This is a genomic window from Alteromonas sp. ABH4_453 (assembly GCF_056160665.1).
On sequence record NZ_JBSWXP010000001.1, the window covers coordinates 1 to 23604 of the forward strand.

General features: G+C 43.2%; 20 protein-coding genes and 1 rRNA gene. 10 read left to right on the forward strand and 11 right to left on the reverse strand.

Annotation, left to right across the window (positions count from 1 at the left end; translation table 11 throughout):
* Nucleotides 1-361: ribosomal RNA gene (locus ACXAGV_RS00005) — 16S ribosomal RNA — on the reverse strand; the annotation flags it as partial.
* A gap of 427 nt (nt 362-788) precedes the next feature.
* Nucleotides 789-1592 (reverse strand): CDP-diacylglycerol--serine O-phosphatidyltransferase, encoded by an 804-nt coding sequence (gene pssA / locus ACXAGV_RS00010; RefSeq protein WP_474870770.1) that lies wholly within the window; start codon nt 1590-1592, stop codon nt 789-791.
* A gap of 370 nt (nt 1593-1962) precedes the next feature.
* Between pssA and xdp1 (ACXAGV_RS00015) the strand changes: the two genes are divergently transcribed.
* The 3 genes from xdp1 (ACXAGV_RS00015) to prsT all read left to right on the forward strand — a co-directional run bounded on the left by xdp1 (ACXAGV_RS00015) (nt 1963) and on the right by prsT (nt 6933).
* A complete protein-coding gene (gene xdp1, locus ACXAGV_RS00015) occupies nt 1963-2901 on the forward strand; it encodes an exosortase-dependent surface protein XDP1 (protein WP_474870774.1) in 939 nt (312 codons plus the stop codon).
* Between the two features lie 162 nt (nt 2902-3063).
* Nucleotides 3064-4014: an exosortase-dependent surface protein XDP1 gene (gene xdp1 / locus ACXAGV_RS00020; protein WP_474870776.1), complete on the forward strand. Its 951-nt coding sequence runs from the start codon at nt 3064-3066 to the stop codon at nt 4012-4014.
* Nucleotides 4015-4074: 60 nt separating this feature from the next.
* A complete protein-coding gene (gene prsT, locus ACXAGV_RS00025; protein ID WP_474870778.1) occupies nt 4075-6933 on the forward strand; it encodes an XrtA/PEP-CTERM system TPR-repeat protein PrsT in 2859 nt (952 codons plus the stop codon).
* 18 nt (nt 6934-6951) lie between these two features.
* Here the strand turns inward: prsT and dld are convergent, their stop codons facing one another.
* From dld to rluD, 4 genes are all read right to left on the reverse strand, one after another.
* On the reverse strand, nt 6952-8655 hold the full coding sequence (dld, locus tag ACXAGV_RS00030) for a D-lactate dehydrogenase (RefSeq protein WP_474870780.1): 1704 nt from the start codon (nt 8653-8655) through the stop codon (nt 6952-6954).
* 133 nt (nt 8656-8788) lie between these two features.
* A complete protein-coding gene (gene clpB / locus ACXAGV_RS00035) occupies nt 8789-11365 on the reverse strand; it encodes an ATP-dependent chaperone ClpB (protein ID WP_474870782.1) in 2577 nt (858 codons plus the stop codon).
* 251 nt (nt 11366-11616) lie between these two features.
* A complete protein-coding gene (gene pgeF, locus ACXAGV_RS00040) occupies nt 11617-12372 on the reverse strand; it encodes a peptidoglycan editing factor PgeF (protein WP_474870784.1) in 756 nt (251 codons plus the stop codon).
* 16 nt (nt 12373-12388) lie between these two features.
* Nucleotides 12389-13372: a 23S rRNA pseudouridine(1911/1915/1917) synthase RluD gene (gene rluD, locus ACXAGV_RS00045; protein WP_474870786.1), complete on the reverse strand. Its 984-nt coding sequence runs from the start codon at nt 13370-13372 to the stop codon at nt 12389-12391.
* Nucleotides 13373-13557: 185 nt separating this feature from the next.
* On the opposite strand from rluD, the gene ACXAGV_RS00050 reads away from it, so the two are divergent.
* The gene (locus ACXAGV_RS00050; protein WP_334059724.1) at nt 13558-14322 is read left to right on the forward strand and encodes an outer membrane protein assembly factor BamD; all 765 of its coding nucleotides are present in this window, start codon (nt 13558-13560) and stop codon (nt 14320-14322) included.
* 99 nt (nt 14323-14421) lie between these two features.
* On the opposite strand, the gene ACXAGV_RS00055 is transcribed toward ACXAGV_RS00050, so the two are convergent.
* The 3 genes from ACXAGV_RS00055 to ACXAGV_RS00065 all read right to left on the reverse strand — a co-directional run bounded on the left by ACXAGV_RS00055 (nt 14422) and on the right by ACXAGV_RS00065 (nt 16463).
* Entirely contained in the window at nt 14422-15165 is a 744-nt protein-coding gene (locus ACXAGV_RS00055) for a ChrR family anti-sigma-E factor (protein WP_474870788.1), read from the reverse strand.
* Entirely contained in the window at nt 15158-15769 is a 612-nt protein-coding gene (locus ACXAGV_RS00060; RefSeq protein WP_179983974.1) for a sigma-70 family RNA polymerase sigma factor, read from the reverse strand. Before ACXAGV_RS00060 ends, ACXAGV_RS00055 begins: the two co-directional genes overlap by 8 nt.
* 118 nt (nt 15770-15887) lie before the next feature.
* Nucleotides 15888-16463 carry an LON peptidase substrate-binding domain-containing protein gene (locus ACXAGV_RS00065; RefSeq protein ID WP_474870790.1) on the reverse strand — a complete coding sequence of 192 codons (576 nt, stop codon included), beginning with the start codon at nt 16461-16463 and terminating at the stop codon, nt 15888-15890.
* A gap of 259 nt (nt 16464-16722) precedes the next feature.
* Between ACXAGV_RS00065 and ACXAGV_RS00070 the strand changes: the two genes are divergently transcribed.
* From ACXAGV_RS00070 to ACXAGV_RS00090, 5 genes are read left to right on the forward strand one after another with little or no spacing between them, the layout of a single operon-like run.
* Complete coding sequence (locus tag ACXAGV_RS00070) at nt 16723-17166, forward strand: nuclear transport factor 2 family protein (protein ID WP_474870792.1); 444 nt, start codon at nt 16723-16725, stop codon at nt 17164-17166.
* Entirely contained in the window at nt 17163-17882 is a 720-nt protein-coding gene (locus ACXAGV_RS00075) for an SDR family NAD(P)-dependent oxidoreductase (protein ID WP_474870794.1), read from the forward strand. Before ACXAGV_RS00070 ends, ACXAGV_RS00075 begins: the two co-directional genes overlap by 4 nt.
* Nucleotides 17883-17893: 11 nt before the next feature.
* Nucleotides 17894-19159, forward strand: coding sequence for an NAD(P)/FAD-dependent oxidoreductase (locus ACXAGV_RS00080; protein WP_474870796.1), 1266 nt, complete (start codon nt 17894-17896; stop codon nt 19157-19159).
* Complete coding sequence (locus ACXAGV_RS00085) at nt 19156-19899, forward strand: DUF1365 domain-containing protein (protein ID WP_474870798.1); 744 nt, start codon at nt 19156-19158, stop codon at nt 19897-19899. The genes ACXAGV_RS00080 and ACXAGV_RS00085 overlap by 4 nt, the downstream gene beginning before the upstream one ends.
* Before the next feature lie 2 nt (nt 19900-19901).
* Nucleotides 19902-21158, forward strand: a complete 1257-nt coding sequence (locus tag ACXAGV_RS00090; RefSeq protein WP_474870800.1) for a class I SAM-dependent methyltransferase — start codon at nt 19902-19904, stop codon at nt 21156-21158.
* A gap of 104 nt (nt 21159-21262) precedes the next feature.
* Here ACXAGV_RS00090 and ACXAGV_RS00095 read toward each other — a convergent pair whose 3' ends face one another.
* Nucleotides 21263-22192 carry a flagellar motor protein MotB gene (locus tag ACXAGV_RS00095; RefSeq protein ID WP_474870802.1) on the reverse strand — a complete coding sequence of 310 codons (930 nt, stop codon included), beginning with the start codon at nt 22190-22192 and terminating at the stop codon, nt 21263-21265.
* Nucleotides 22192-22953 carry a flagellar motor protein PomA gene (gene pomA, locus ACXAGV_RS00100; protein ID WP_039217062.1) on the reverse strand — a complete coding sequence of 254 codons (762 nt, stop codon included), beginning with the start codon at nt 22951-22953 and terminating at the stop codon, nt 22192-22194. Before pomA ends, ACXAGV_RS00095 begins: the two co-directional genes overlap by 1 nt.
* 400 nt (nt 22954-23353) lie before the next feature.
* Between pomA and xseB the strand changes: the two genes are divergently transcribed.
* Complete coding sequence (gene xseB, locus ACXAGV_RS00105) at nt 23354-23596, forward strand: exodeoxyribonuclease VII small subunit (RefSeq protein ID WP_136782332.1); 243 nt, start codon at nt 23354-23356, stop codon at nt 23594-23596.
* Nucleotides 23597-23604: the final 8 nt, after the last annotated feature.

Below are 23604 nucleotides of genomic sequence, written 5' to 3' on the forward strand. Positions count from 1 at the left end.
CAATATTCCCCACTGCTGCCTCCCGTAGGAGTCTGGGCCGTGTCTCAGTCCCAGTGTGGCTGATCTTCCTCTCAGAACAGCTAGAGATCGTCGCCTTGGTAAGCCTTTACCTTACCAACTAGCTAATCTCACTTGGGCCTCTCTTTGCGCCGGAGCCTAAGCCCCGTTTGGTCCGAAGACATTATGCGGTATTAGCAGTCGTTTCCAACTGTTATCCCCCTCGCAAAGGCAAGTTCCCAAGCATTACTCACCCGTCCGCCACTCGTCAGCGAAGTGCAAGCACTTCCTGTTACCGTTCGACTTGCATGTGTTAGGCCTGCCGCCAGCGTTCAATCTGAGCCATGATCAAACTCTTCAATTAAATATATCGAAATATGAATCGTCGTTGTGACACTCTTAACGAGTGCCCACACAGATTGTCTTGTCTAAATTGTTAAAGAACGTTGCTAGCATTTGCTAGCTGCCTCTCCCGAAGCGGATGCGTATCTTACAGCGCATCTTTTTTTTGTCAACAACTTTTGTTTATTTATTTTTAAACTTGGTTTTTGACATCCTCATCAGTTGTTAGCGTTTTGCTGTTCCCTGTTGAGGAGGCGCGCATTCTACGCATTCCTGACACATCGTCAACACCCTTTTTTAAATAAATATAAAAAAAGCGACCGTTCGGTCGCTTTTTAATCTATTCGTACATTTAGCATGCGTTCAAGCCTGAATATCCTTCTTCTATCATTTCAAAAAGGCATTTCCTTTATACTATTGAACGAAGACATCTAATTATTAATACGTAATTATTCCTGCTTATTGTCTACACTTTCGTTGCTTTTCTTTTGATCAGCATTAAAGTCCGCATCTTCTTCGTGATCGCCCACTACGTCGTCTAACGTTACTTTCTCAACGGTACGGAAAGTATTAATAGGTCCGGCAAGTGCATATAGCGCAAACACAAGGAACAATACCAAAGCAGGTTCTGTTGCAACAACAACAAATATAAGTAGTACTAAAAGCAGCCCAACAAATGGAACCTTGCCGTGCCAGTTTACCTCTTTAAAAGAGTTGTACTTAAAGTTACTGACCATCAATAGCCCAGCTAAGCCAGTTACTGCAGCAACAATAAAACCGTAATCAGTACCCACGGCGTCATATTCTACACCTACCCATACAAGGCCAGAAACAACAGCTGCTGCTGCAGGACTTGCAAGCCCTTGGAAGAAGCGCTTGTCAGCAATGCCCACCTGCGTATTAAAACGAGCCAAGCGAAGCGCTGCACCTGCTACATATATAAAGGCTGCTAGCCAGCCTAACTTGCCCAGCTCAGTCAAACCCCAGTTGTAAGCAACAAGTGCAGGCGCTACACCGAAAGAAACCATATCGGCCATAGAGTCAAACTCAGCACCGAAGTCGCTCTGTGTATTTGTCATTCTTGCCACGCGACCATCTAAGCCATCAAAAATCATAGCAACAAAGATAGCCACTGCCGCGGCTTCGAACCTACCGTTCATTGACGAAACAACAGCAAAGAAACCAGAAAACAAACCGGCTGTTGTTAACAAATTGGGAAGTAAGTATATCCCTTTACGTTTTTGATCAGACATATGTCCTCGTACTTCTACATATACAATTGCGTTAATTATTTCATAGATATGCGTGAACGCATAGCAAAGTAAAAATACAGCGTCTTTACCTGCATATTCTTACCCAGCTTAATTATGCAAAGAATAGTCGATACTCTATCGCCGACATTACTAGCAGCTCTTCCTAGAAAGCTCAGTCGCCTGACGTATCCCTTCAACTGACTCTAATAACTAGGTATACGGCAACATACCTTAAATAGGTCACCGTTCATATATCATACAAGTCCATGTTGAAATTAGGTATTGACTAAGTATGTTCCACATCTAGAGGTGCACAGCTATCTTAGTCGGTACTAGAAGCGACAAGCGCTTCTTTTATAGGAAAGCAATTATGCTAATACTTCCAAAAACCTTTTCTTTGAAGTCTGTATTACTAGTCTCCACGGCTTTGCTATCCATGTTGAGTGCTAGCTCAGTATATGCCACCTACTATTATACTAAAAAGAGTTATTCTCACTGCGGTTCGTCAAGTCAAACATCAGAACAAAGCAAAGTATGCAATTCACCGTTAGGCGAATACAATTATGATTTGGTAGATAACAAAGTAACCCAGAACTCCGCGACAAATGATTCCATTGTTCAAATAGACGGACTAAATATAAATATGTCTGCCTTTTCTGATACGCAGGGAATTACTGGAGAAACCGTAGCCGGCGCGAAGCTAGAGAAAATATCTGACAAGTGGGCTTATGGTGTTACCAATAATGATGAATCAAATTACCGCGGCAATGCTGACCACGCCATTGATAACTTAAATTACTTCTCCAGTGGTAGCGATAACTCGGACTACTATAGATTCACAAACGTAGAACGCGATTATGATTTTGTGTTGCTATCGTTTAATTCTGCGGTAACGCTTACCGGCGCTAGCTTTTCTTGGCTATATAATAGTAAAGATAGTCAAGTGTCGGTAGCGGCGCTTAGTAATACGGCGAAACTAACCTCTGGTGTAAACACGTGGAGTGATATTGTTGAAGATGCCCTAACGTCAGCCTCGTTCGATATTGAGAGCTGTGAATATTTAGATCACCGCGCTGACTTTACGTTCACAGAGTCGGCCCAATATTGGTTAGTGGGTGCGTACAACACTGTATTTGGCGATATTGGTGGAAAATTTAACAACGACGCTTTCAAACTAGCCAATATTGGTTTCTCTGTCACAGAAACAACCGGTACACCAGATACCACTGAAGTTTCTGAACCTGGTACCATCGGCCTACTTATGGCTTGTTCGCTATTCGTCATGTGGCGCCGCAAGAAAACCATTTGAAGAAATTAGACTTTAGATCACTGACAGGTGGTATTATCTGTCAGTTTTTTTTACTAAGACCGAACACCCCCCAAAATACCCCTTAAAATTCAACAACATAAAAAATGGCACAGTAAATGCTAAAAGACAATATAGTGTTTTCATAGTATTTGTGGTCCAAAAATGAAATTGAAACAAATTTTAAGCATTCCTCTTTTTCTCCTACCGCTTAGTGGGAACATATATGCTAGCGATAGAGCGTTAGAAGAAGCCACTTACACGCTGGTAAGCGGTAGTGGCGTTAAAAACACTACCAATATCCATAACAGCACAGATGCTTCTCAAGGTATTTTAATCGACGGCATTAACGTAAAGGTTTCAGTTTCTGCATGGAGTGATACAGGTAGTCACACCGCTTGGTATAATAACAACACTGGAGAATGGCATGAAGGTACTGAAGATACCTCAGTGAAAAGTGCATCAATGACTGGTCATACCAATTGTTTAAATGATGGTTACGACAATTGTGTTTCTGGTTCTGAGGCATACGGTTTGGGAATCAGAAATGCCGATAAAGCTTACTACCAAGGCATCACCTATAAAGATAGTCATTCGATAGATAATGTGTGGGATGGGGGAACTAGAGACTTTGACATGCTCCTACTTTCATTTGACCAAGAAGTCGTCTTAACAGGCGGTACTTTCTCTGCAAATTACTACGATGGCGGCGAGACAAACGATGTCACTGTTGCTGGCCTCGACTATAAAAGCGCGAACGCTTTGTTTACTGGCACTAGTGACTTTACGTGGTCAGATGTAAGTGACACCGTAATTGGTGGGGCACTTGGCCATTTCGACATTAGCGAAACAAAAAATTCAGATAACTATTATGAATCTTCATTCACAAAGAAACTGACCGCCGCTAAGTATTGGCTTGTTGGCGCCTACAATACTGTATTCGGCCAAAGCGCAAGCGGCTCTATAAACGATGTAGGTTTTAAACTTTCATCACTTACTGTTGGGTTAGAGCAAAAAACAACGCAGCCTCCTACAGAAGTTAGCGAACCAGGTGCCCTAGCACTAATGAGCTTAGGTTTGGGTCTTGTGCTTTACAGACGTAAGCGTCGCGTTTAATTGTTTAAAAACGCTTAGAAAACACGTATCTTTATAAGGTGGCTTAGGCCACCTTTTTTTATGCTATTTTTCAGCCAGCAGCTTGGCTATGTATTGAAGGTTAATATGGATTTTTTTAATAATAAAAAGCGTGTTGTAAAACGCGCCGTTGTCTCTGCAGTTGCCTCTTCATTAATCGCTTTCAACAGTTTTGCTACTACGTCAGAGGACTATGAAAAAGCGCTTACTGCGTTTAATCAAAACGAGTACGACGAAGCCTATATCCACCTGAAAAATAGCTTACAGAAAGACCCTGAAAATCTAGCTGCAAAGATACTAATGGGTGAAATACTGCTTATAAACGGCTACCTAACCGCGGCCGAGATGGAGTTCGTAGAAGCGCTTGAAATGGGTGCCGATATTAACCTTCTTGCAGAGCCGCTTGGCAACACATGGTTGTTCTTGAACAAATACAAAGAGGTTGTAGAGTTTTCTGATTTAAACAAGCTGTCGGGTGATGCAGAGCGCGAGTGGCTGATGATACGAGCAACAGCTTGTATTAGATTGGAAGATGAGCAATGCGCCTTACGTGACTACAACACCATAGTTTCCCGTACGCCTAACTTCGTGCCTGCTATTAATGGTCTAGCCTCTATTGCCCTTCAAAATGAAGATTTAGCCAAAGCAACGTCTCTTATAAACAAAGCCATGTCGTTAGAACCAGAAAACGCTATCACATGGCGTTTGAAAGGACAGCTCGCATACCGACAAGGCGATAAAGACGCCGCAACCGCACATTTACAAAAAGCCCTGACGTTTAACCGCGATGACCCTATTGCCCTGCGTAATCTAGTTGACTTGTATTTAGAAGCGAAAGACTATGATACGGCTAAACTATTCGTTGATGAAATTATTGAGGATACACCTAACGATCCGTTAGCCATATTACTCAACAGTTGGCTACAAAGTAGAGACAACCAGCAAGCTATCGATAACGAGAAGCTAAAAGAGCTTAATGATTTTATGGCGCAACTCGACCCTGAGCTGATAACCTCTCAACCCATGTTGCTGTACATAAGTGGTTTAACAAACTTCTTTAATAACAACATGGAAACGGCCGCAAAAGACTTTAATGGCTATTTGCAACAGGAGCCTGATGACCTCCAGGCTGTATTAATGCTAAGCCAAGTCTACATGGCAACACAGCAAGACAAACAAGCACTTGCCCTGCTTGAACGTCATCAAGATGCGTTAATGGAAGACCCTGACTCAGCACTTCTTCTAGGTGACTTGTTTATTCGCCAAAACAAAGCGTTTAAAGCTGAGCGCTTGTTGCAAAACCTTGAATATAAGTATCCGAATGAAAACAAACTTCAGCTGTTTAAAATCAAATTGATGGCTGCCAGAGGTAAACAGGACGAAGCGCTATCAATTCTTGAAAAAAATCTGCCGACCTACAAAGATAACGCAGGTTTTCTATTCACTTATTCATTAATGAACTTACAGGCTCAGCAGTTTGATAATGCTTTGAAAGGCGCAAATTTACTAAGCAAGCTTTTTCCTGACGAAGCTGAAGTATACAACCTTAAAGCTGGCATTTTGATTAGACAAGGTCAGTTACAAGAAGCTAAAACCAATATTGAAAAAGCGCTGGCGCAGAACCCTACCCTCTTTCCTGCAAAATTTAATTTGGCGGCGACAGAAAGCCGCCTGGGCAACGTAGAAACTTCTAACCAATTGATTGAAGAACTTCTTACCTTGTCACCACAGCATAATGAAACGTTGATGCTAAAAGCGTTTAACCTGACTAAAGCAGGCAAGGTAGAGGAAGCAAAGCAAATCTATCTCGATTTACTAACACTTACGCCGTCGAATATCGGTGCTAGGGAACGCGTTTCTTCTTTGTATCAGCAACAGGGCGACACTAAGAACGCACTGTATCACTTAGACCTACTCATTAAAGATGACTTCGACAACGCTGACTACCTTCTTCGTAAAGCTGCGCTTCAGCTATCAAATAATCAGCGTGCAGATGCGGAAAAAACGCTAAGCATTGTAAGAAACTTTATTAACGACGATGCTGGAAAGCTTATCGCTTATACCGACCAAGCCCGAAATATTGGTGATAACGAGGGCGCGTTAAACGCCATGACTCGCGCGTACGAAATAGCCAATACAAATACATTTGTTACATTGCGCTATACCAGCTTATTGTTAGATTTACAGAAAAACGATAAAGCAGAGTCGTTGTTAGCGACTATTCCTGCAAACCAGCAGCAAAACCCGGTTTACCATTTTCTGAAAGGAAGATTAGCTGCAAATAAAGGTAATAACGAAAGCGCGATTAACGCTTTCCAAAAAGCGCTAGAAGTCGACGCTTCTTTTGCACAGGCATTTATTGCGATCTACAACTACGCATTAAACGAGCAGTTCGTTGATGTATTTTTAAATACTGCCCGCAAATTGGTGAACGAAAATGAAAACAATTTGCTGGCGAAAAATCTGCTGGCTCAGTACCTTTTCTTTATACAAGAGTTCGAGGAATCAACAGCACTGTATAAAGAGCTAATTGAAGAGCCCAACCTACTTAATCCAGCCGAAGCCTTTAATCGTTTAGCGATAATGCATATCGAAAAGTCTCTGGTTACCGCGAGAAACTATGCGCGGCAAGCATATGAGCTGCAGCCTAACTCTTCGAAAATACTAGACACCTTTGGGCATATTAAAGCGCTACAGGGAGATTATGAGGGTAGTCTTAAAATGCTTAGAGACGCATTCGCAAGAGACGCGAACGACCCTAACATTCGCTATCACCTTGGCTACACGCTTGCAAAACTCAATAGAATTGAGGAAGCGAAAAAAGAGCTAGAGTATGCAGTAAACGTAGAACGCCCATTCTTTCGACGTCCGCAGGCTAGAACATTATTAGAGAGCCTATAAGGCTCTCTTCGCGTGCAGCTAAAGACAGCACGAGCAATTGCGTTTGTGCTTTTCCATCCTACCGATGCCTGGGTTAAAGGTATTGGTAGGGTCTAGCTCTCTGTAGAACTGCTGTAGAGTGCTTTCTGCTTTATACAAATGCCCAACATTATGCTCGGCAGGATATTTAGCGCCGCGACTATCTAATAATGCCAACATATCTGCTTTTACTTTTTTGGGGTCGCTGCCCTTTTTCAGTATGTAATCTTGATGAAAAACGTGACAAAAGAAATGACCGTAATAAAGCGGCTTTTCAACATTTTTGGCTATGTGCTCAGGCAACGCTTCTACCCAAAATTCGTCATTGCGGCGCAAGGCAATATCTAACGCTAAAATATCCCCTACTTGTTTATGATGCATCATTTGATAGCGCACCGCGGCACCTGCCGCTGCGAAGCGAAGTAAAAAGGCTTTAGATGCTTCTTCTTCGTCACAAGTAATGTAGTCGCCATCAAGCTTCTCTTCTTTAAAAAGCTTGGCTAAAAGTGTTTTCGCCTCTTCAATACCGCCATCACTCATCTTAAGAATAAGATGATGTTCGTATTTGTCTCGGTAGGCTCTTAAACTTGCGGGGATTTGGTCAGAGAAAAACTTACTGCCAAACTGCATAACTCTGTCGCTTAAATAGCGAGGCATAAAAGGCAGTTTGTTAAGCACAGCATCCACCCGCCCTTTTAGTGCAAACATTTTAGGTAGTGAATCAGTTCCTAAACGCTCAATACTTAATATGGTATCTTTGCCGTACACATCCGCAATATCAAACATCTCTCTATGCAGGTATTCGCCAACTTCGGGAATGTGTTTAAACGTCGACAAAATATCTTTGCGGATACGGGTAAGAACATCAGCATCGTTTGTACCGATATAAAACGTTTGTTCTTCATTAGGCACTTCAAATGTGTCTAAGCGCACGGCGAAAACGGCAATTTTGCCCGCACAGCCACTGGCTTCATAAAGTCTTGATGGGTCGGCATTGAAGCGACTGGGGGTGTTAGCGTTAACATCTCGAACAATTTCTTCATAGTCACTGGCTGACGCTTTCATACTGGTTTCAGGTAGAGATTTTGGAAAGTTGCCAGAATAAAGATTTCCGATAATTTCTTCAGGTGTTTCACCCAAGTCTATCCCTAAGTGATTAACCAACTTTAGTTCACCGTTAGCACTTATTTGAGCGAATAACGACAACTCCGTATAAGCGGGGCCTCGTTTAACCAATGCGCCGCCAGAATTATTAGCTACACCACCCACAATAGACGCCCCCAAACACGAAGAGCCAATCACCGAATGTGGCGCGCGGCCAAGGGGCTTTAGCATTTTCTCAAGCTTAAACAAGGTTGCACCAGGAAAACTCAACACCTGGCTACCATCGTTTATTAGGACGATATCATCCATGGCTAAGGTGTTAATAACCACCACAGGTCTATCGTAATCACTTCCGCTTGGTGTAGAACCTTCAGTCAAACCCGTTTTAGCGGCCTGCATAATGATGATGCAATTATATTCAACGCAAACCTTTAGTACTTCCCAATATTGCTTGAGCGTGTTTGGAAACAGTACGGCCAATGCCTCACCTTCGCCCGAGCGCCATCCTTTGCGATAGTGCTCAGTTTGACGTTTTCCAACGGCAAGGTGGCTTTCCCCGAGTACGCGTTTAAATGCGTTAACAATTGGGGCTGTTTCCATGTATGACTCCTAACACTCTTGCTGAAATTACTTAGCAGAATAAAGTAAAGGAAAAGACAGCGCCAAGGCAATAACAAAGCAATAAAAAAGGCACTGTTTCCAGTGCCTTTGAGTTAAAGATTTGGTTTTCTGATTAACTGCTTACTACAAATAGTCCGCTTTCGTCTGCATCTATGCGAATAGTGGACTCAGGCAATAATTCGCCCGCTAGCAGTTGCTGGGCGAGTGGATTTTCCACCTGCACTTGTATCGCACGCTTAAGCGGACGGGCGCCAAACACAGGGTCGAAACCTGCATCGGCTAACTTGTCCATGGCTGCGGCAGACAAGGTCAGTTTGTACCCTTTTTCAGCAAGCCTTGCACGCAACGAGGCAAGCTGAATTTTAGCAATAGACTTAATTTGCTCTTTGCCTAATGGGTGGAATACCACAATATCATCCACACGGTTGATGAACTCGGGCCTGAAATGCTGCCCTACTACGCTCATCACCGATGCTTTCATATCGTCATACTGACTTTCGTTATGGTTATCTTGAATGATATCCGAACCCAAATTAGACGTCATGATCACAACCGTATTTTTGAAATCTACAGTGCGGCCTTGTCCATCAGTCAGCCTGCCGTCATCCAGCACCTGAAGTAGAATGTTGAATACATCTGGATGTGCCTTTTCAACCTCGTCCAACAAAATGACCGAGTAAGGCTTGCGACGCACCGCTTCGGTTAAGTAGCCACCTTCCTCATAGCCAACATAGCCAGGAGGCGCTCCTACTAAGCGAGCGACCGAGTGTTTTTCCATAAACTCAGACATATCGATACGCACCATGGCATCTTCAGTATCGAACATAAAGCCGGCCAAAGCTTTACACAACTCAGTTTTACCCACGCCAGTTGGCCCTAAAAATAGGAATGAGCCAATAGGCCGGTTTGGATCGGCAAGCCCAGCACGTGAACGTCGAATAGCGTTTGATACTGCTTCAACGGCTTCTTCTTGCCCTACAACCCGTTTCTGAAGCACATCTTCCATGCGCAACAGCTTCTCGCGCTCGCCTTCTAGCATTCTCGCTACAGGTATCCCCGTCCAACGAGAGAGCACATCAGCAATTTCGATGTCCGTTACTTTATTTTTAAGTAACGTGGTTTCGCGGGTTTCATTTTCTGCCGCTTGCTCAAGCTTGGCTTCAAGCTCAGGAATACGGCCATACTGAAGCTCCGACATCCTATTCAAATCAGATGCTCGGCGAGCAATTTCTAAATCAAGCTTTGCTTGTTCCAGCTCCCCTTTGATGGTTTGGGTGCCCTGCATGGCATCTTTTTCATCTAGCCATACTTTTTCAAGCTCGGCATACTTAGTTTCTGCTTGCTCACGCTCTAGCTCAATCATTTCAAGGCGCTTATGGCTTGCATGGTCTGTTTCTTTAGCAAGCGCTTGCTCTTCTAACTTAAGCTGGATGATACGGCGCTCTAATCGATCCATATCCTCAGGCTTTGAGTCTATTTGCAGACGTATGCTAGAGGCCGCTTCATCAATAAGATCGATGGCTTTATCCGGCAATTGACGGTCACTAATATAACGATGTGACAAACTCGCCGCTGCAACGATGGCAGGATCCGTGATGTCTACCGAGTGGTGAAGCTCATAACGCTCTTTTAAGCCTCGAAGAATAGCAATAGTGTCCTCTACGCTTGGCTCTTCAACCAATACTTTCTGAAAACGACGCTCTAGCGCAGCGTCTTTTTCAATATACTGACGATATTCATCTAGCGTGGTTGCCCCCACACAGTGAAGTTCACCGCGTGCCAGCGCCGGTTTAAGCATATTCCCAGCATCCATGGCGCCATCGCCTTTCCCTGCACCTACCATTGTGTGCAGTTCGTCAACGAATAGAATGACGCGGCCTTCTTCTTTAGCCAATTCGTTAAGAACGGCCTTTAAACGTTCTTCAAACTCACCGCGGTATTTAGCCCCGGCCACTAACGCGCCCATATCTAGGGCAAGAACGCGCTTGTTCTTTAAGCCTTCAGGTACTTCGCCGTTAATGATGCGCTGCGCTAATCCCTCAACGATGGCGGTTTTACCCACACCAGGCTCACCAATAAGTACGGGGTTGTTTTTGGTTCTGCGCTGCAGAACTTGAACGGTACGACGAATTTCGTCATCACGCCCAATCACTGGGTCAAGCTTGCCTTGTTCCGCTCGCTCGGTTAAGTCTGTAGTGTACTTTTCAAGGGCCTGGCGCACATCTTCAGCGTTAGGGTCTGTCACCTTCTGTCCGCCACGCATATCATCGATAGCGCCTTCAATGGTGTCTTTGGTGATATTCAAACTTTTAAGGATCTCACCCAATCGCCCTTTATCTTCAAGGGCTGCTAACACGAAGATCTCCGACGTTATATATTCGTCTTTTCGTTGCTGAGCAATCTTGTCGCAAAGATTAAGTAAAATGCCACTGTCTTTGCTTAACTGAACATCACCTCCAATGCCTTCGATTCGAGGTAGGCGTTCAATGGCCTGACTCAAAGCAGAACGAAGCGCGTTAACATTAATGTTAGCTTGATCAAGCAACGGGCGTACTGAACCACCTTGCTGATTCAGCATGGCGGTCATTAGATGGACAGGTTCAATATATTGATGATCTCGCCCCAATGCGAGTGATTGAGCATCGGATATCGCGAGCTGAAATTTACTGGTAAATCGGTCTAGTCTCATAATCTCAACCTAATAAGTGAACAACTATACCTGCGTTAACACGCCGCAACTACGAACATTTTAACTCTCGCAGAGTGGGTAATGATCTATGCGTAATGGTATTCTTTATGTTCTAGTTATGTAGGCTGCTCAATTGCGATTCAAGTATGAGATTGAAAAGTTAGCCAAAAAGATAACAAATACTGTAAGAAGTTTGATTTAGCGCAAATGTTTGATGAGACTGAAAACAGCTGCCTTTTTTCCTAAACAATCTAAAGCAGCCCTATTACGCTTACCATCCGTCCCGTCGTGCGTTTGTTTTGATGGTTTGCTCTTCGATGTGAATAGAAGCGTCGCTCATCAGAGTAAGTGCAAAGATTACTTTGAGTAATATTTTCTACACCTGTTTGCTGCAATTGCATCTGTGCCACTAGAGGTAAGTCTAATAAGTACTTCCCTTTTTTATTACTATTGGCAATCGCGCCATCTATGTGACGAAATCTATTAGCTAAATTTGCGTCTACTTCATAGCAAGCACCGCTTATTGCAGGACCTATCCAAGCCATGATTTTATTGGCATCGCAGCTAAATTGCCCAACCGCATTTCTGATAATATTAGTCTCAAGCCCTTTCCATCCCGCATGTACTGCTGCCACCTCTTGACCACTCTCATCACATAATAAGATGGGCACACAGTCAGCAGTCATTACAGCGCAAAAGTGTGAAACAGAGGAAGAGTACGCTGCATCCGCGGTGGTATCAGCGCTTGGCAATGACACTACGTGGTTGCTGTGCACTTGTTCTAACCACGTGATCTTTTCACTGTGTGGGAGAAAGCTTCTATTGGCTTTAACTAATAAGAGATCATCCCCCACGTGCGCGCCGACATTTAAGCCTGCAAAATCCCCCATGCTAGCGCCCCCTAACCTTGTCGTTGTATAAGCGACTATGTTAGAAGGGCAAGACCACGCTGGCGTAATCAAATCCAGCGTAGATGAAATAGGTGAATTTGCATCTGACAATGTCATAAAACCTACTCCCTAGTTAGAGCATATCTTGCGGATTGTCCGTTGTGTCTTTTTTGACTGCTTTAAGCAAGTCCTGCATATCTTGAGGCAGTGGTGCTTTCCACGTCATCCATTCTTCAGTTTCAGGGTGAAATAGTGAAAGCTGAGCGGCGTGCAATGCCTGTCGCTGGAAACCACGAAGTGCTGCGATAAACTCCTCGGATGCGCCTTTAGGTAAACGCGGACGCCCGCCGTAAACCTGATCACCTAGTAGCGGATGTTTTATATGCGCCATGTGTACACGAATTTGGTGTGTACGACCGGTTTCAAGCTTCAATCGCAGGTGCGTATACGCACGGAACTTTTCAATAACACGGAAATGGGTTACCGCAGGTTTACCCATTTCGCGAACTGCCATATGCGTGCGCTTTGTGGCATGTCTGCCAATAGGTTCATCTACAATACCACCCGCAACCATAGTACCTAGTGCGATGGCTTCATATTCACGGCTCATCTCACGGCGCTGGAGTTGGTCAACAAGATGCGTTTGCGCAGGTATTGTTTTTGCCACTACCATCAAGCCTGTAGTGTCTTTGTCGAGACGGTGGACAATGCCTGCACGGGGAACTTTGTCAATTTCGGGATAGTGATTTAGCAATGCATTAAGCACTGTACCGCTCGGATTTCCCGCGCCAGGATGCACGACTAAATCAGCAGGTTTGTTTATTACCAAGATGTGCTCATCTTCGTAAACAATATCTAGCGCAATGTCTTGCGCAACACTTGTTACTTGCACATCCATTTCGGCTTGTACAGTAATGAGTTCATCCATTTGCATTTTGTGTCGTGGGACAGTGATTACTTCACCATTTACCGCAACATTCCCTTCTTGAATCCAAGTTTTTAACTTAGAACGAGAATATTCAGGGAACAAATCAGCCAAAACCTGATCTAACCGTAAACCAAAATGCGCAGCTTCCGTTGAAGCTTCTAGTTGTATTGTGTTCGGCGACTGTGTCATAACACCATTGATTACGTCTAAAAAAGGGTATTATAACAAGTATTCACGCTGTACACTGCCTTGTTTACGTTTTTGTATGGTTTTTCTCGTCGTTAGTACGTTAGAATGCAATTAAAGTGTTGTTGTTTAACACATGAGCTTAGACAGCGAAGTATTAAACTGTTTAGCAGGAAAATAGAATTATTATGAAATCATTTCGTCTACTGGCTCCCGTTCTATTGGGTGCTATGGTATCTGTCGCAGGATGTAGTTCTTCAGATCAAGAAGAGAAAGCAGTTTTAGCTAACATGGGTGCGCAGCAACTGTATGACAGAGCAAAGCAGAGCATGGAAGTGGGTAACTTTAGCGCTGCTGCTCAAACGTTAAGTGCGCTAGATTCTCGTTACCCGTTTGGTCCTTTGTCGCACCAAGTACAGCTAGATCTTATTTACAGCTACTACAAGTCGGGTAAGAATGAAGAGACGCTTGCCACTATCGACAGATTCATTCGCCTTAACCCGAACCATTCTGATGTAGACTACGCGTATTACATGCGTGGCTTAACTAATATGGAATCAGATAGCAACCTGTTCCAAGAGTTAATGAACATTGATCGTACGGACAGAGACCCATCAAAATCCCGCGCAGCGTTTGAAGACTTTCGTCGTTTGATTCAGCAGTATCCAGACAGCAAGTATGCCGCTGATGCAAAGCAGCGCATGGTTCATATTAAAGATCGCTTGGCACGCTATGAAATTGCTATTGCACGTTTTTATATGAGACGAGAGGCTTATGTTGCTGCTGCCAACCGTGGCCGCTATGTTATTGAGCACTTTCCTAACACTACGCAGGTCCAACAAGCCTTAGAAATCATGGTTTCAAGCTACGAGCAGCTTGGTCTTACAGAGCTTCGTGATAATGCAATGAAGACACTTAGACTGAACTACCCGGACAGCGAGTTTATTAGCTAGTCGAGGCAGACTCAAAGCGCGAACGACTATTAAACATGAATAATTAAATAAAAAAACGCACTTCGGTGCGTTTTTTCTTATTAAGCGATTGGTATAAGTTTAGCGGAAAAAAAGATGGCTAAATGGATTTAATAGCCTCGCTAAACCGGATGTGAAATGTAATGGCTGATCTACAATGCTAAATACTAAGCAACCGTCTTTTCCTTCTGCCTTCGGCGTATGGGTCTTTTCACCATCCATGAAAATAAAATCGCCGGTATCGTAACGACTGAGCCCGTCACTGAACTCGCCATCGATAACTAGCGTGTACTCGGTTCCACGATGAGTATGCTCTGGCACACTGCCGCCACCGCCCATAAAGATAAAATTAGCTACGCCCTGATTACCTAAATCAACCGGAGCCTGCCATAGCTTACCGACTAAACTTGACCAATTTCCAGTCTTGTCAATGTACCGATGAAGGGTTCTGGGTAAAGTGAACTTTCTCCCATCCAATTCAATAGTATGCGATTTTTCAATTTTGGATGGTGGACGAGAACTTTTAAACGTCTCTCGATATTCAGAAGCGTTGACAGTATCAACACCGCCCTCTGGTGATTGTGGGAGTTGGGTGATTTGTGAAAACATATCGCCAAACTGAAGCGAAGCATCGGAAGTCGCGAAAGCATTCTCACTTACAGCTGACATCATTTGTGCAGCTAAACTTTCTGTCTCAATCTCAACGAATTGTTGGCACTTCGGACACATATCGCAGTGTGCCGAAACCATCAAAGATACAGCAGGTGACAGAGTGCCCTCAACGAAATCTTTAAGCTGTTGGGCACTGGGGTGAAACCTAATCATTGTCGTTTAACATGACCTTTAATCGTTGAAGTGCCAAACGTGTACGTGACTTTACTGTACCTAAGGGAATAGAAAGTTCATCGGCAACTTCTTGTTGAGACTTACCATCAATATAGATGGCTTCAACTACCGCTTTTTGCTTTACAGGCAGTGATTCAAATAAATGACCAATTTGCTCCAATGTTACCTGCTCGTCAAGCGGCGCCTCATTAGCGTCTGCCGTTTGCTCGCAAAGCACCGGCCACAAATCATCAGAACATACATCTTCTTTTCTATTCTGCAATTTACGCAGCATGTCAAAACGTATGTTACGCGCAATGGTAAATATCCATGTCGATGGAGACCCTTTCTCAGCGTTGAAAAGGTGTGCTTTTTGCCACACGTTTGACATTGTGTCCTGCACCAACTCCATTGCCAATGCTTCATTACCCATTTGCTTTAAAGCATATGAACGAAGACGGGGGGCAAAATAATTGAACACTCGAGCAAATGAACGTTTGCATCTGGCGTCAGCAACCGCCACTAGGTAATCAGACATTTCGGTAGCACACTCTTTAGGTTTGATTGTGCTGTTACTTTGTTCCAAAGGAATTCCAACTAACATAAGATTCGTCCGCTTTTCCGTTTTGGTTGTATCATTCTACGGCGTTCTGACTTAAAACGTTTGCGAAATTCGCGAATATTGGATTACGAATTTTTAATCTCAAGATCAACTCTAATTATCAAGCGATCAGTGCAGAGAGGTAATTTACCAAACTAGTACATTCTCTTTGCGCTAAAAAATGCTGCTTTTGCGAGCCATCTACTGGCAGTAACTCCAACCATCGATTTAATACCCAGTTGGGGCAATCAAATTTCGGTGATTCATACAACGCTGCCAGTTCTTCATAATTTCCAAATATTTCTTTAAGCCGCTCGTCCATAGGCGCTATTTGTTGAGGAGCTAATTCACACTGCCAAGGTTCTAAAACTTTACAACTACCAGTGCGAAGACCATCGTGCTCTACCTCGATGTTACTCACCTCAACTAAATGAGAACCAGCAACCTTTATGCCAAGCAACCCATCATCAAGCATATCGAAGTCGACAACCTGTGCATATGTCCCTATTTTGTGAATATGCTCGTTTGAATTCTTGTCACCGTTTGCATTTAGCATACACATCACAAAGCCTTTATTTTCGGCGCATGCCTCTTTAACCATGCGCACATATCTAGGCTCAAAAATACGCAAAGCCATTCTGCCTTCAGGCAAAAGGTGCGCAGATAAAGGAAATAAGGGAAAACGTTCTACACTCATACTCGACACTTCCAAAAACACGAAAATTATTACGCAACTGAGTACAAATAGGATCGAATGGGAAAATTTTTCACTAATAATCTGAAAAACATGATCTTGAGAACGTCGTTTAATGTAAGTTAAGGTTTATCTAACAACATTAACAGATTTTAGATCATAGACTTGCGGTCCGATATTCAATGAAGTCACAACAAGACCAAACAGAATTTGGCAGCAAATTGTTTTTTTCATCATACCACTTCGACGTTAAGGAAGCTGAATGGATGTCATTGCACGCTTTTGTAAAATTTACACAGATATATGTCAAATCTCTCCAGTGGACTTAGAAAAAATATACGCTAACGACGTTTTATTTACAGATCCAATCACTACACATCGTGGCATTGGTGAAGTGAAAAACTACTTTGCTAACCTTCTAACCCAGGCAGAAAGCTGTAAATTTGATATAGCGGACATTTTTACCTGCTCGCAACAGATTTCCTCATCTCACTCTAATGTCACTCACGTTGTAAATTGGACAATGACCCTCGTACTAAAAAATAATGCGAAAAAGATCACGCTAGACGGTACAACACAACTTGGTGTTGACGGTGACATCATCATCTACCACAAAGATTATTACGATTTGGGCGAAATGGTCTACGAGCACGTACCTATCTTAGGTTTTATAATCAAAAAGATAAAAGGGAAGCTGGCAAAATGAAGAGTATCTTAATTACTGGCGCAACGTCTGGAATAGGTAAAGCACTAGCAATCAAGTGTGCCGATAATGGGTATAGTGTCATTGCGTGTGGAAGAAACAAAGAAGCCCTCGATAAGCTTAGCAAATATAGCAATGTTAGCGGTTGCCAGTTTGATGTGTCAGATTTAGAAGATACAAAGCGAGCGTTAGCAAATGTTAAGTTTGATATTGCTGTACTTAATGCTGGTACTTGTGAATATGTAGACCTTGAGGATTTCGAGCCAGACATGTTCCGGCGTGTTTTCGAGCCTAATTTCTTCGGCGTAGTTCACTGTGTTAACGCACTTCTTCCACGATTGAAAGGTGGCGACAAACTGGTCATTGTCGACAGTATGGCCCGTCTATTACCTTTCACTCGAACCCAAGCCTATGGGTCGAGTAAAGCTGCTCTTCACTATTTTACCAAGTCTTTAGAAGTCGACCTTCACCATAAAGGGGTGAAAGTACAGTCCGTCTCACCAGGTTTTGTTGAAACACCCCTTACGGATAAGAATGACTTCGAAATGCCAATGAAAATTAGTGCAGAAGAAGCTGCCGAGGCTATGCTTAAAGGGATAGAAAGCAACAAGCAGACCGTTTTCTTCCCTCGATTCTTTGGGCTTATCCTGCGCTTTATGCACATATTGCCTACACCAATTCAAAAGCGTTTATCCTTGGCCATGAGAGAAAAACAATAAGAGAAGTAAAAATGAATAACAAGATTGCCATCATAGGCACAGGTATTTCAGGGTTAACCTGCGCACACCTTTTAAATCGACAGAACGATATTACGGTTTACGAAGCAAACGACTACATTGGTGGCCATACTGCTACCAAAAAGATAAAGGATAATGGCGAAACCCATCATATCGATACTGGCTTTATTGTCTTCAATGATTGGACATACCCTAACTTTATAAAGCTTATTACTCAGTTAAACGTTGACTACCAACCAACAGAGATGAGCTTCTCTGTGATGAGTAAAAAAGCAAACCTTGAATATAACGGCAATAACTTAAATAGTTTATTCGCACAGCGGCGCAATATTTTTCGACCTAAGTTTTGGCGCATCGTTAAAGACATTCTGACGTTTAACAAAGCGTGTAAAGCCATGGTGGCTGAAAAGCGCGACACGTCTTCATTGACGCTGGAAGATATTATTAAAGAATTAGGGCTAAGCGATGACTTCGCGCGCTACTATATACTGCCTATGTGCGCCGCTATTTGGTCTAGTAGCCTGGAACAAACGAGAAAATTCCCATTAACTTTCTTCCTGCAATTCTTCAATAATCACGGCTTGCTCAATATTACTGACCGGCCACAGTGGTACACAATTAAAGGTGGCTCTAGTCAGTACATTCCGCCACTGATTGCACCATTTGAGTCCAAGATTAAATTATCTACGGCTGTAGTTTCTGTGGCCAAACGCGATGATAAGTGGGAAGTTACCGATTCATCTGGTGCTGTTGCAACGTTCGACCATGTAGTGTTTGCGAGTCACAGTGACCAAGCGTTAAAAATGATTCAATCCCCTACTTCACTGCACAAAGATATTCTTGGCAATATTCCGTATGCTGAAAACGATGTAGTAATGCATAAAGACACAGGCCAACTACCTAAAAGGAAATTAGCTTGGGCGAGTTGGAATTATAGTTTAAAAGAGGATGCAAGCGAGGAAGCCCGCCCCGCCTCTGTTACCTACAATATGAACATTCTTCAACGGTTAGAAGCAGAGAATACTTATTGTGTAACGTTGAATAATACGCCTGAAATTGACGAGAAGAGTATTTTACGAAGCTACCAATACGCTCACCCTCAGTATAGCGCCAACATGGTTGAAGCGCAGTCACGTAGAAGTGAAATTTGCGGCGTAGATAACTTACATTTCTGTGGTGCCTACTGGTACAACGGCTTTCATGAAGATGGCGTTACCAGTGCACTAGACGTTTGTGCTCGTTTTGGTGAAACCCTGTGATAGAAAGCGCGATATATAAAGGTAAGGTATATCACCAACGTTTCAAGCCGACACAACATAAATTTGACTATGATATTTATCTGTTTTGGCTGAAGCTTGATACCGACGAACTTGACGCCTTATCTAGTCAGTTAAAACACTTCAGTGCGAGCAATAAGGCAAGGGTTCGCTTTAAAAGAGAAGACTATCTAGGCGACACTTCTATTTCATTGAAACAAGCGGTTTTAGAAAGGATGACCGAGTTAAACGGTGGTAAAGCACTCAACGGTGACGTTTTTATGTTGGGGCAATTACGCATGTGGGGGCTTTATTTTAGCCCAGTTAATTTTTACTACCTACGCAACGCTGAGGGTAAATATACTCATATGCTAGCTGAAGTGAGTAATACTCCATGGAATGAACGCCATCACTATCTTGTAAACCTAGAAACTCAAGCCGATACACCTAAGGCTTTTCACGTGTCGCCTTTCAACCCTATGGATATGACCTATAAATGGTCGATTTCTCAGCCTTCGTCTAGACTTTCTTTAGCGATGGATTGCGTAAGAGAAGACAAAGAATTTAGCGCTGGGATTAATTTGACTAAATTTACTTTAGATAATGCGAATCTATCTGCCGCACTTAAACGTATACCCAGTATGACAATAAAAACCGTGGCCGGAATTTATTGGCACGCGCTTAAGCTATTGCTGAAACGAACGCCACTATACACACACCCAGAAAAGAGTCAGGAACAATAACAATGTCTTTCGGTGAATCTGTACTACTGACCACCTCAGAGGTCTCTTTCGTAGATAAAACTTGTAGAACACTATTTTTGAAGTGTTTAAATCAGCTTCCATTTGGTCGCTTAACTATTCAAGAAAATGGCGATGTCGTTGCGCGTTTCGGCACAGACGAGAGTGACTTGCGCGCTACGGTAAATATCAAAGATATGCAAGCCTATCGACAGTTGTTACTTGGCGGCAGTGTTGGCGCTGGAGAGGCGTACATGGATGGGTTGTGGGACAGTGACGATGTAACAGCTGTAGTAAGGATTTTCGCGCGGAACTTACCCACCCTAGATGAGTGGGAAAATAAGTTTAAGTGGCTAACCATGCCCATCAATAAAATTCAGCATTTTGCGCGTCGAAATACGAAAGACCAAGCTAAAAAGAACATTGAAGCGCATTATGATTTGGGCAATAAGCTTTACACCCGCTTTCTCGACCCCACAATGATGTATTCATCAGCAATATACCCAGATGCAAATGCAACGCTTAACGACGCGCAGAATTACAAACTAAAAGCCATTTGTGACAAATTACAACTTTCTGAAGCAGACCACCTTTTAGAAATAGGCACTGGCTGGGGCGGCCTTGCAGTTTATGCTGCGAAACATTATGGCTGCAGTGTCACCACCACTACTATTTCAGAAGAGCAGCACGCATGGGCGAAAGATTGGATTGAACGGGAAGGACTAGAAAGTAAAATTACCTTACTTAAAAAAGATTATCGCTTGCTTGAAGGTAAATACGACAAACTCGTTTCCATTGAGATGATTGAAGCCGTGGGCAAAGAGTATTTAGGTAACTTTTTCGAAAAATGTGCTTCTCTTTTAAAAGACGACGGTCTTATGTTACTTCAGTCAATAACCATTGACGATAGACGTTATGACAGCTACTCAAACAGCGTAGACTTCATACAGAAATACATTTTCCCGGGTGGTTTTTTACCATCGCAATACCAGTTAAATGCACACCTTAAAAAGTACACGAATATGATGATCCGTGACTTACACGACATCGGTGTGGACTATGCAAAAACGCTAAACCATTGGTATGAAGCATTTATCTCGGCTAAAGATGAATTATTGAGTGATGGTTACGACGAGCGCTTTGTGCGTATGTGGACCTATTACCTCAAATATTGCGAAGGTGGCTTTCTAGAAAGAACCATTAGCACTGTACAACTTGTTATATCTAAACCTCAGTACAGAGAAGAACTAGCCAGAGTGTAGTCTGTCCGCGTTATGGAAACGTGGACAGGTTCCAAAACCAAAAAAAACGGTGCTTACATTAAGCACCGTTTTTCATGGGTAGTCACCCAATACACATACAGCTATTAATCATCTACCACTGATATGGGTTTGGATATCATTGGTTTGCCTTGGTTAATATTAATCTCCACTCGGCGATTCTTCGCTCTATCAGTCGCTGTCGTGGCATTCTCAACAATGGGATTGGTATCAGCTTTGCCTACAACAGACATACGGCTTTCATCAAAACCAGGCGCTGTCCGCATAGCTTCAGCTACCGCTACTGCTCGTTGTGATGATAAATCCCAGTTTGAGCGATATAACTCGTTAGCAATATGTTGACCATCGCTATGCCCAGAAATCTCAATTTCTCCGGGTACATCTGCTAACAGCACACCAATTTTTCGTAATACGGGCTGAAACTGAGGCTGTAAGAAAGCAGAGCCGGCGGAAAACGAACCATTTTCTCTAATTCGAATGGTAAGCTGCTGCCCCAGCGACTCCATCTCAACCGACCCGTCTAAAATTTGTTTTTCCAATTGTTGAGCCACTTTTTTCATCAATTCTGCCATTTGAGATTGGTCAGTGCTTTGTTCAGCGGATGAGGATGACTCAGTAGCCGTTTGTTGAGACTGACCGCCCCGTTGTTCGCCGCGCTGCTTTTGCCTGCCGCCGGCTGAATCCTCATTTCCCGCCTGAAATTCTAGCATTTGCTGAGTCATTTCGTTGGTTTGCTGCTGAATAGATTCAATTGGCGTGGGATCAGGCTTACCAGGTCGAAACTCCATAGCAATAACACTGGTCCCTTTAGGAATGTCTTTTACTTCAATTTTGTTTTGCACACCGAATGCAAACTTCATTGAGCCCGCTATTTGCTTAAATTTGAGCACGTCCATTTCGGAGAATGAAAGCAAAAGTACAAAAAAGCACATAAGCAAAGACATTAAGTCTGCGAAGGTTCCCATCCAGGCTGGAAGCCCCTCGGGGGGGCATTTGGGGCATTCTTCTTCGGCCATTACTCTTCCTCTGCGCTTCCACGCTTACTTGCAGCAAGATAGTTTTTCAGTACACCCTCAATAACTCGCGGGTTTTGACCGTCAGCGATGCCGACAATACCATCAAGAACAAGACTTTGATTGAGCTTCTCTTCTCCTGCCCGTACGGCCAATTTAAAAGCTATAGGCAAACAAATAACGTTGGCGAAAAAAGCTCCATAGAGCGTAGTAAGTAGTGCTACCGCCATTGCCGGGCCGATAGCTTTCGGGTCATCCATGTTTGATAGCATGGCAACCAAACCAATCAAGGTACCGATCATACCCATAGCCGGTGCAATATCGCCCATGCCTTTGAAAAATGATGCGCCGAAATCGTGTCTTTCTGACGTCATGGATATATCTTTAGCAAGTGTTTCTCTGACCACCTCTATATCATGGCCGTCAACCAACATATCTACGCCCTTTTGCATAAATTCATTGGAGATTTCCGCCTCTTCTAAGGCGAGAAAGCCACCTTTTCGCGCTGCATCTGCCATCTCTACAATTTTTTCAATAAGCTCTTCTGGCGATTCAATTTTGAACATGAAGGCTTTACCAGCGATCTTACCTGCACCGAAGAACTGACCTAAAGTAAACTGTGACAAAACAACGAACAAGGTCCCACCAAATACAATTAATATTGATTGGACGTCGATGAACATGCCTAAACTGCCGCCTAGAATCATAGCCATAACTATGAAACCAATAGCGCCCAACATACCTATGACGGTTGCTAAATCCACTCACTCTTCCCCATTTATGCGCAGACAGTGCTGTTGATGTACAGTAATTCTATCGGCAAGAGATAGAAATACTAAAACGACATTATTGAAAAATATCACATTTATTTGTTATTTATGAAGCGTGTTAATAACTCCCGCATTTCCCAATACATTTAAAAACGATGAGTTTGCCTATTCATAGAGTTCACGTTAGGCACACGCTGTCACCTCACATTTAAAAGTAATATAACTACCCAACACGAATATAGCACAGTTTCTGTTTGTCCTGTTTGCTCAACTGCGTGAAAAAAAAGCTATGTCGCAGTGATATAGGCGATATACGGACAAACCATTTGACCCTTGTGCAGCCCTCGGTTAATGTGCCCGATATATGTATTTTGGCCACTATATTGAGTGTTTTATGACGACAGAAAAAGCATCAGCGTCTTTTGAAGAAACTTTATCAGAACTAGAAGCTATCGTTAACGAAATGGAAAACGGTGATCTGCCTTTGAATAAAGCACTAGAAAAATTTGAGCGCGGAATTGCACTGTCCCGCCAAGGCCAGCAATCACTCGAAAACGCCGAACAAAAAGTAAAAATACTACTCAGTGAACAAGGCGAAGAAACCCTTCAAACTCTTCCTGAAAGTGAACAGCCGTAACTCGTTCA

Bases quoted from the DNA above. Each gene is read 5' to 3' on its own strand.
- clpB (WP_474870782.1), bottom strand. From the start codon at position 11,365: ATGAGACTAGACCGATTTACCAGTAAATTTCAGCTCGCGATATCCGAT.
- ACXAGV_RS00070 (WP_474870792.1), top strand. From the start codon at position 16,723: ATGGATGTCATTGCACGCTTTTGTAAAATTTACACAGATATATGTCAA.
- ACXAGV_RS00055 (WP_474870788.1), bottom strand. From the start codon at position 15,165: ATGATTAGGTTTCACCCCAGTGCCCAACAGCTTAAAGATTTCGTTGAG.
- xseB (WP_136782332.1), top strand. From the start codon at position 23,354: ATGACGACAGAAAAAGCATCAGCGTCTTTTGAAGAAACTTTATCAGAA.
- ACXAGV_RS00065 (WP_474870790.1), bottom strand. From the start codon at position 16,463: ATGAGTGTAGAACGTTTTCCCTTATTTCCTTTATCTGCGCACCTTTTG.
- ACXAGV_RS00050 (WP_334059724.1), top strand. From the start codon at position 13,558: ATGAAATCATTTCGTCTACTGGCTCCCGTTCTATTGGGTGCTATGGTA.
- prsT (WP_474870778.1), top strand. From the start codon at position 4,075: ATGCTATTTTTCAGCCAGCAGCTTGGCTATGTATTGAAGGTTAATATG.
- ACXAGV_RS00090 (WP_474870800.1), top strand. From the start codon at position 19,902: ATGTCTTTCGGTGAATCTGTACTACTGACCACCTCAGAGGTCTCTTTC.
- pgeF (WP_474870784.1), bottom strand. From the start codon at position 12,372: ATGACATTGTCAGATGCAAATTCACCTATTTCATCTACGCTGGATTTG.
- ACXAGV_RS00095 (WP_474870802.1), bottom strand. From the start codon at position 22,192: ATGGCCGAAGAAGAATGCCCCAAATGCCCCCCCGAGGGGCTTCCAGCC.
- rluD (WP_474870786.1), bottom strand. From the start codon at position 13,372: ATGACACAGTCGCCGAACACAATACAACTAGAAGCTTCAACGGAAGCT.
- dld (WP_474870780.1), bottom strand. From the start codon at position 8,655: ATGGAAACAGCCCCAATTGTTAACGCATTTAAACGCGTACTCGGGGAA.
- xdp1 (WP_474870776.1), top strand. From the start codon at position 3,064: ATGAAATTGAAACAAATTTTAAGCATTCCTCTTTTTCTCCTACCGCTT.
- xdp1 (WP_474870774.1), top strand. From the start codon at position 1,963: ATGCTAATACTTCCAAAAACCTTTTCTTTGAAGTCTGTATTACTAGTC.
- ACXAGV_RS00075 (WP_474870794.1), top strand. From the start codon at position 17,163: ATGAAGAGTATCTTAATTACTGGCGCAACGTCTGGAATAGGTAAAGCA.
- ACXAGV_RS00060 (WP_179983974.1), bottom strand. From the start codon at position 15,769: ATGTTAGTTGGAATTCCTTTGGAACAAAGTAACAGCACAATCAAACCT.
- ACXAGV_RS00080 (WP_474870796.1), top strand. From the start codon at position 17,894: ATGAATAACAAGATTGCCATCATAGGCACAGGTATTTCAGGGTTAACC.
- pssA (WP_474870770.1), bottom strand. From the start codon at position 1,592: ATGTCTGATCAAAAACGTAAAGGGATATACTTACTTCCCAATTTGTTA.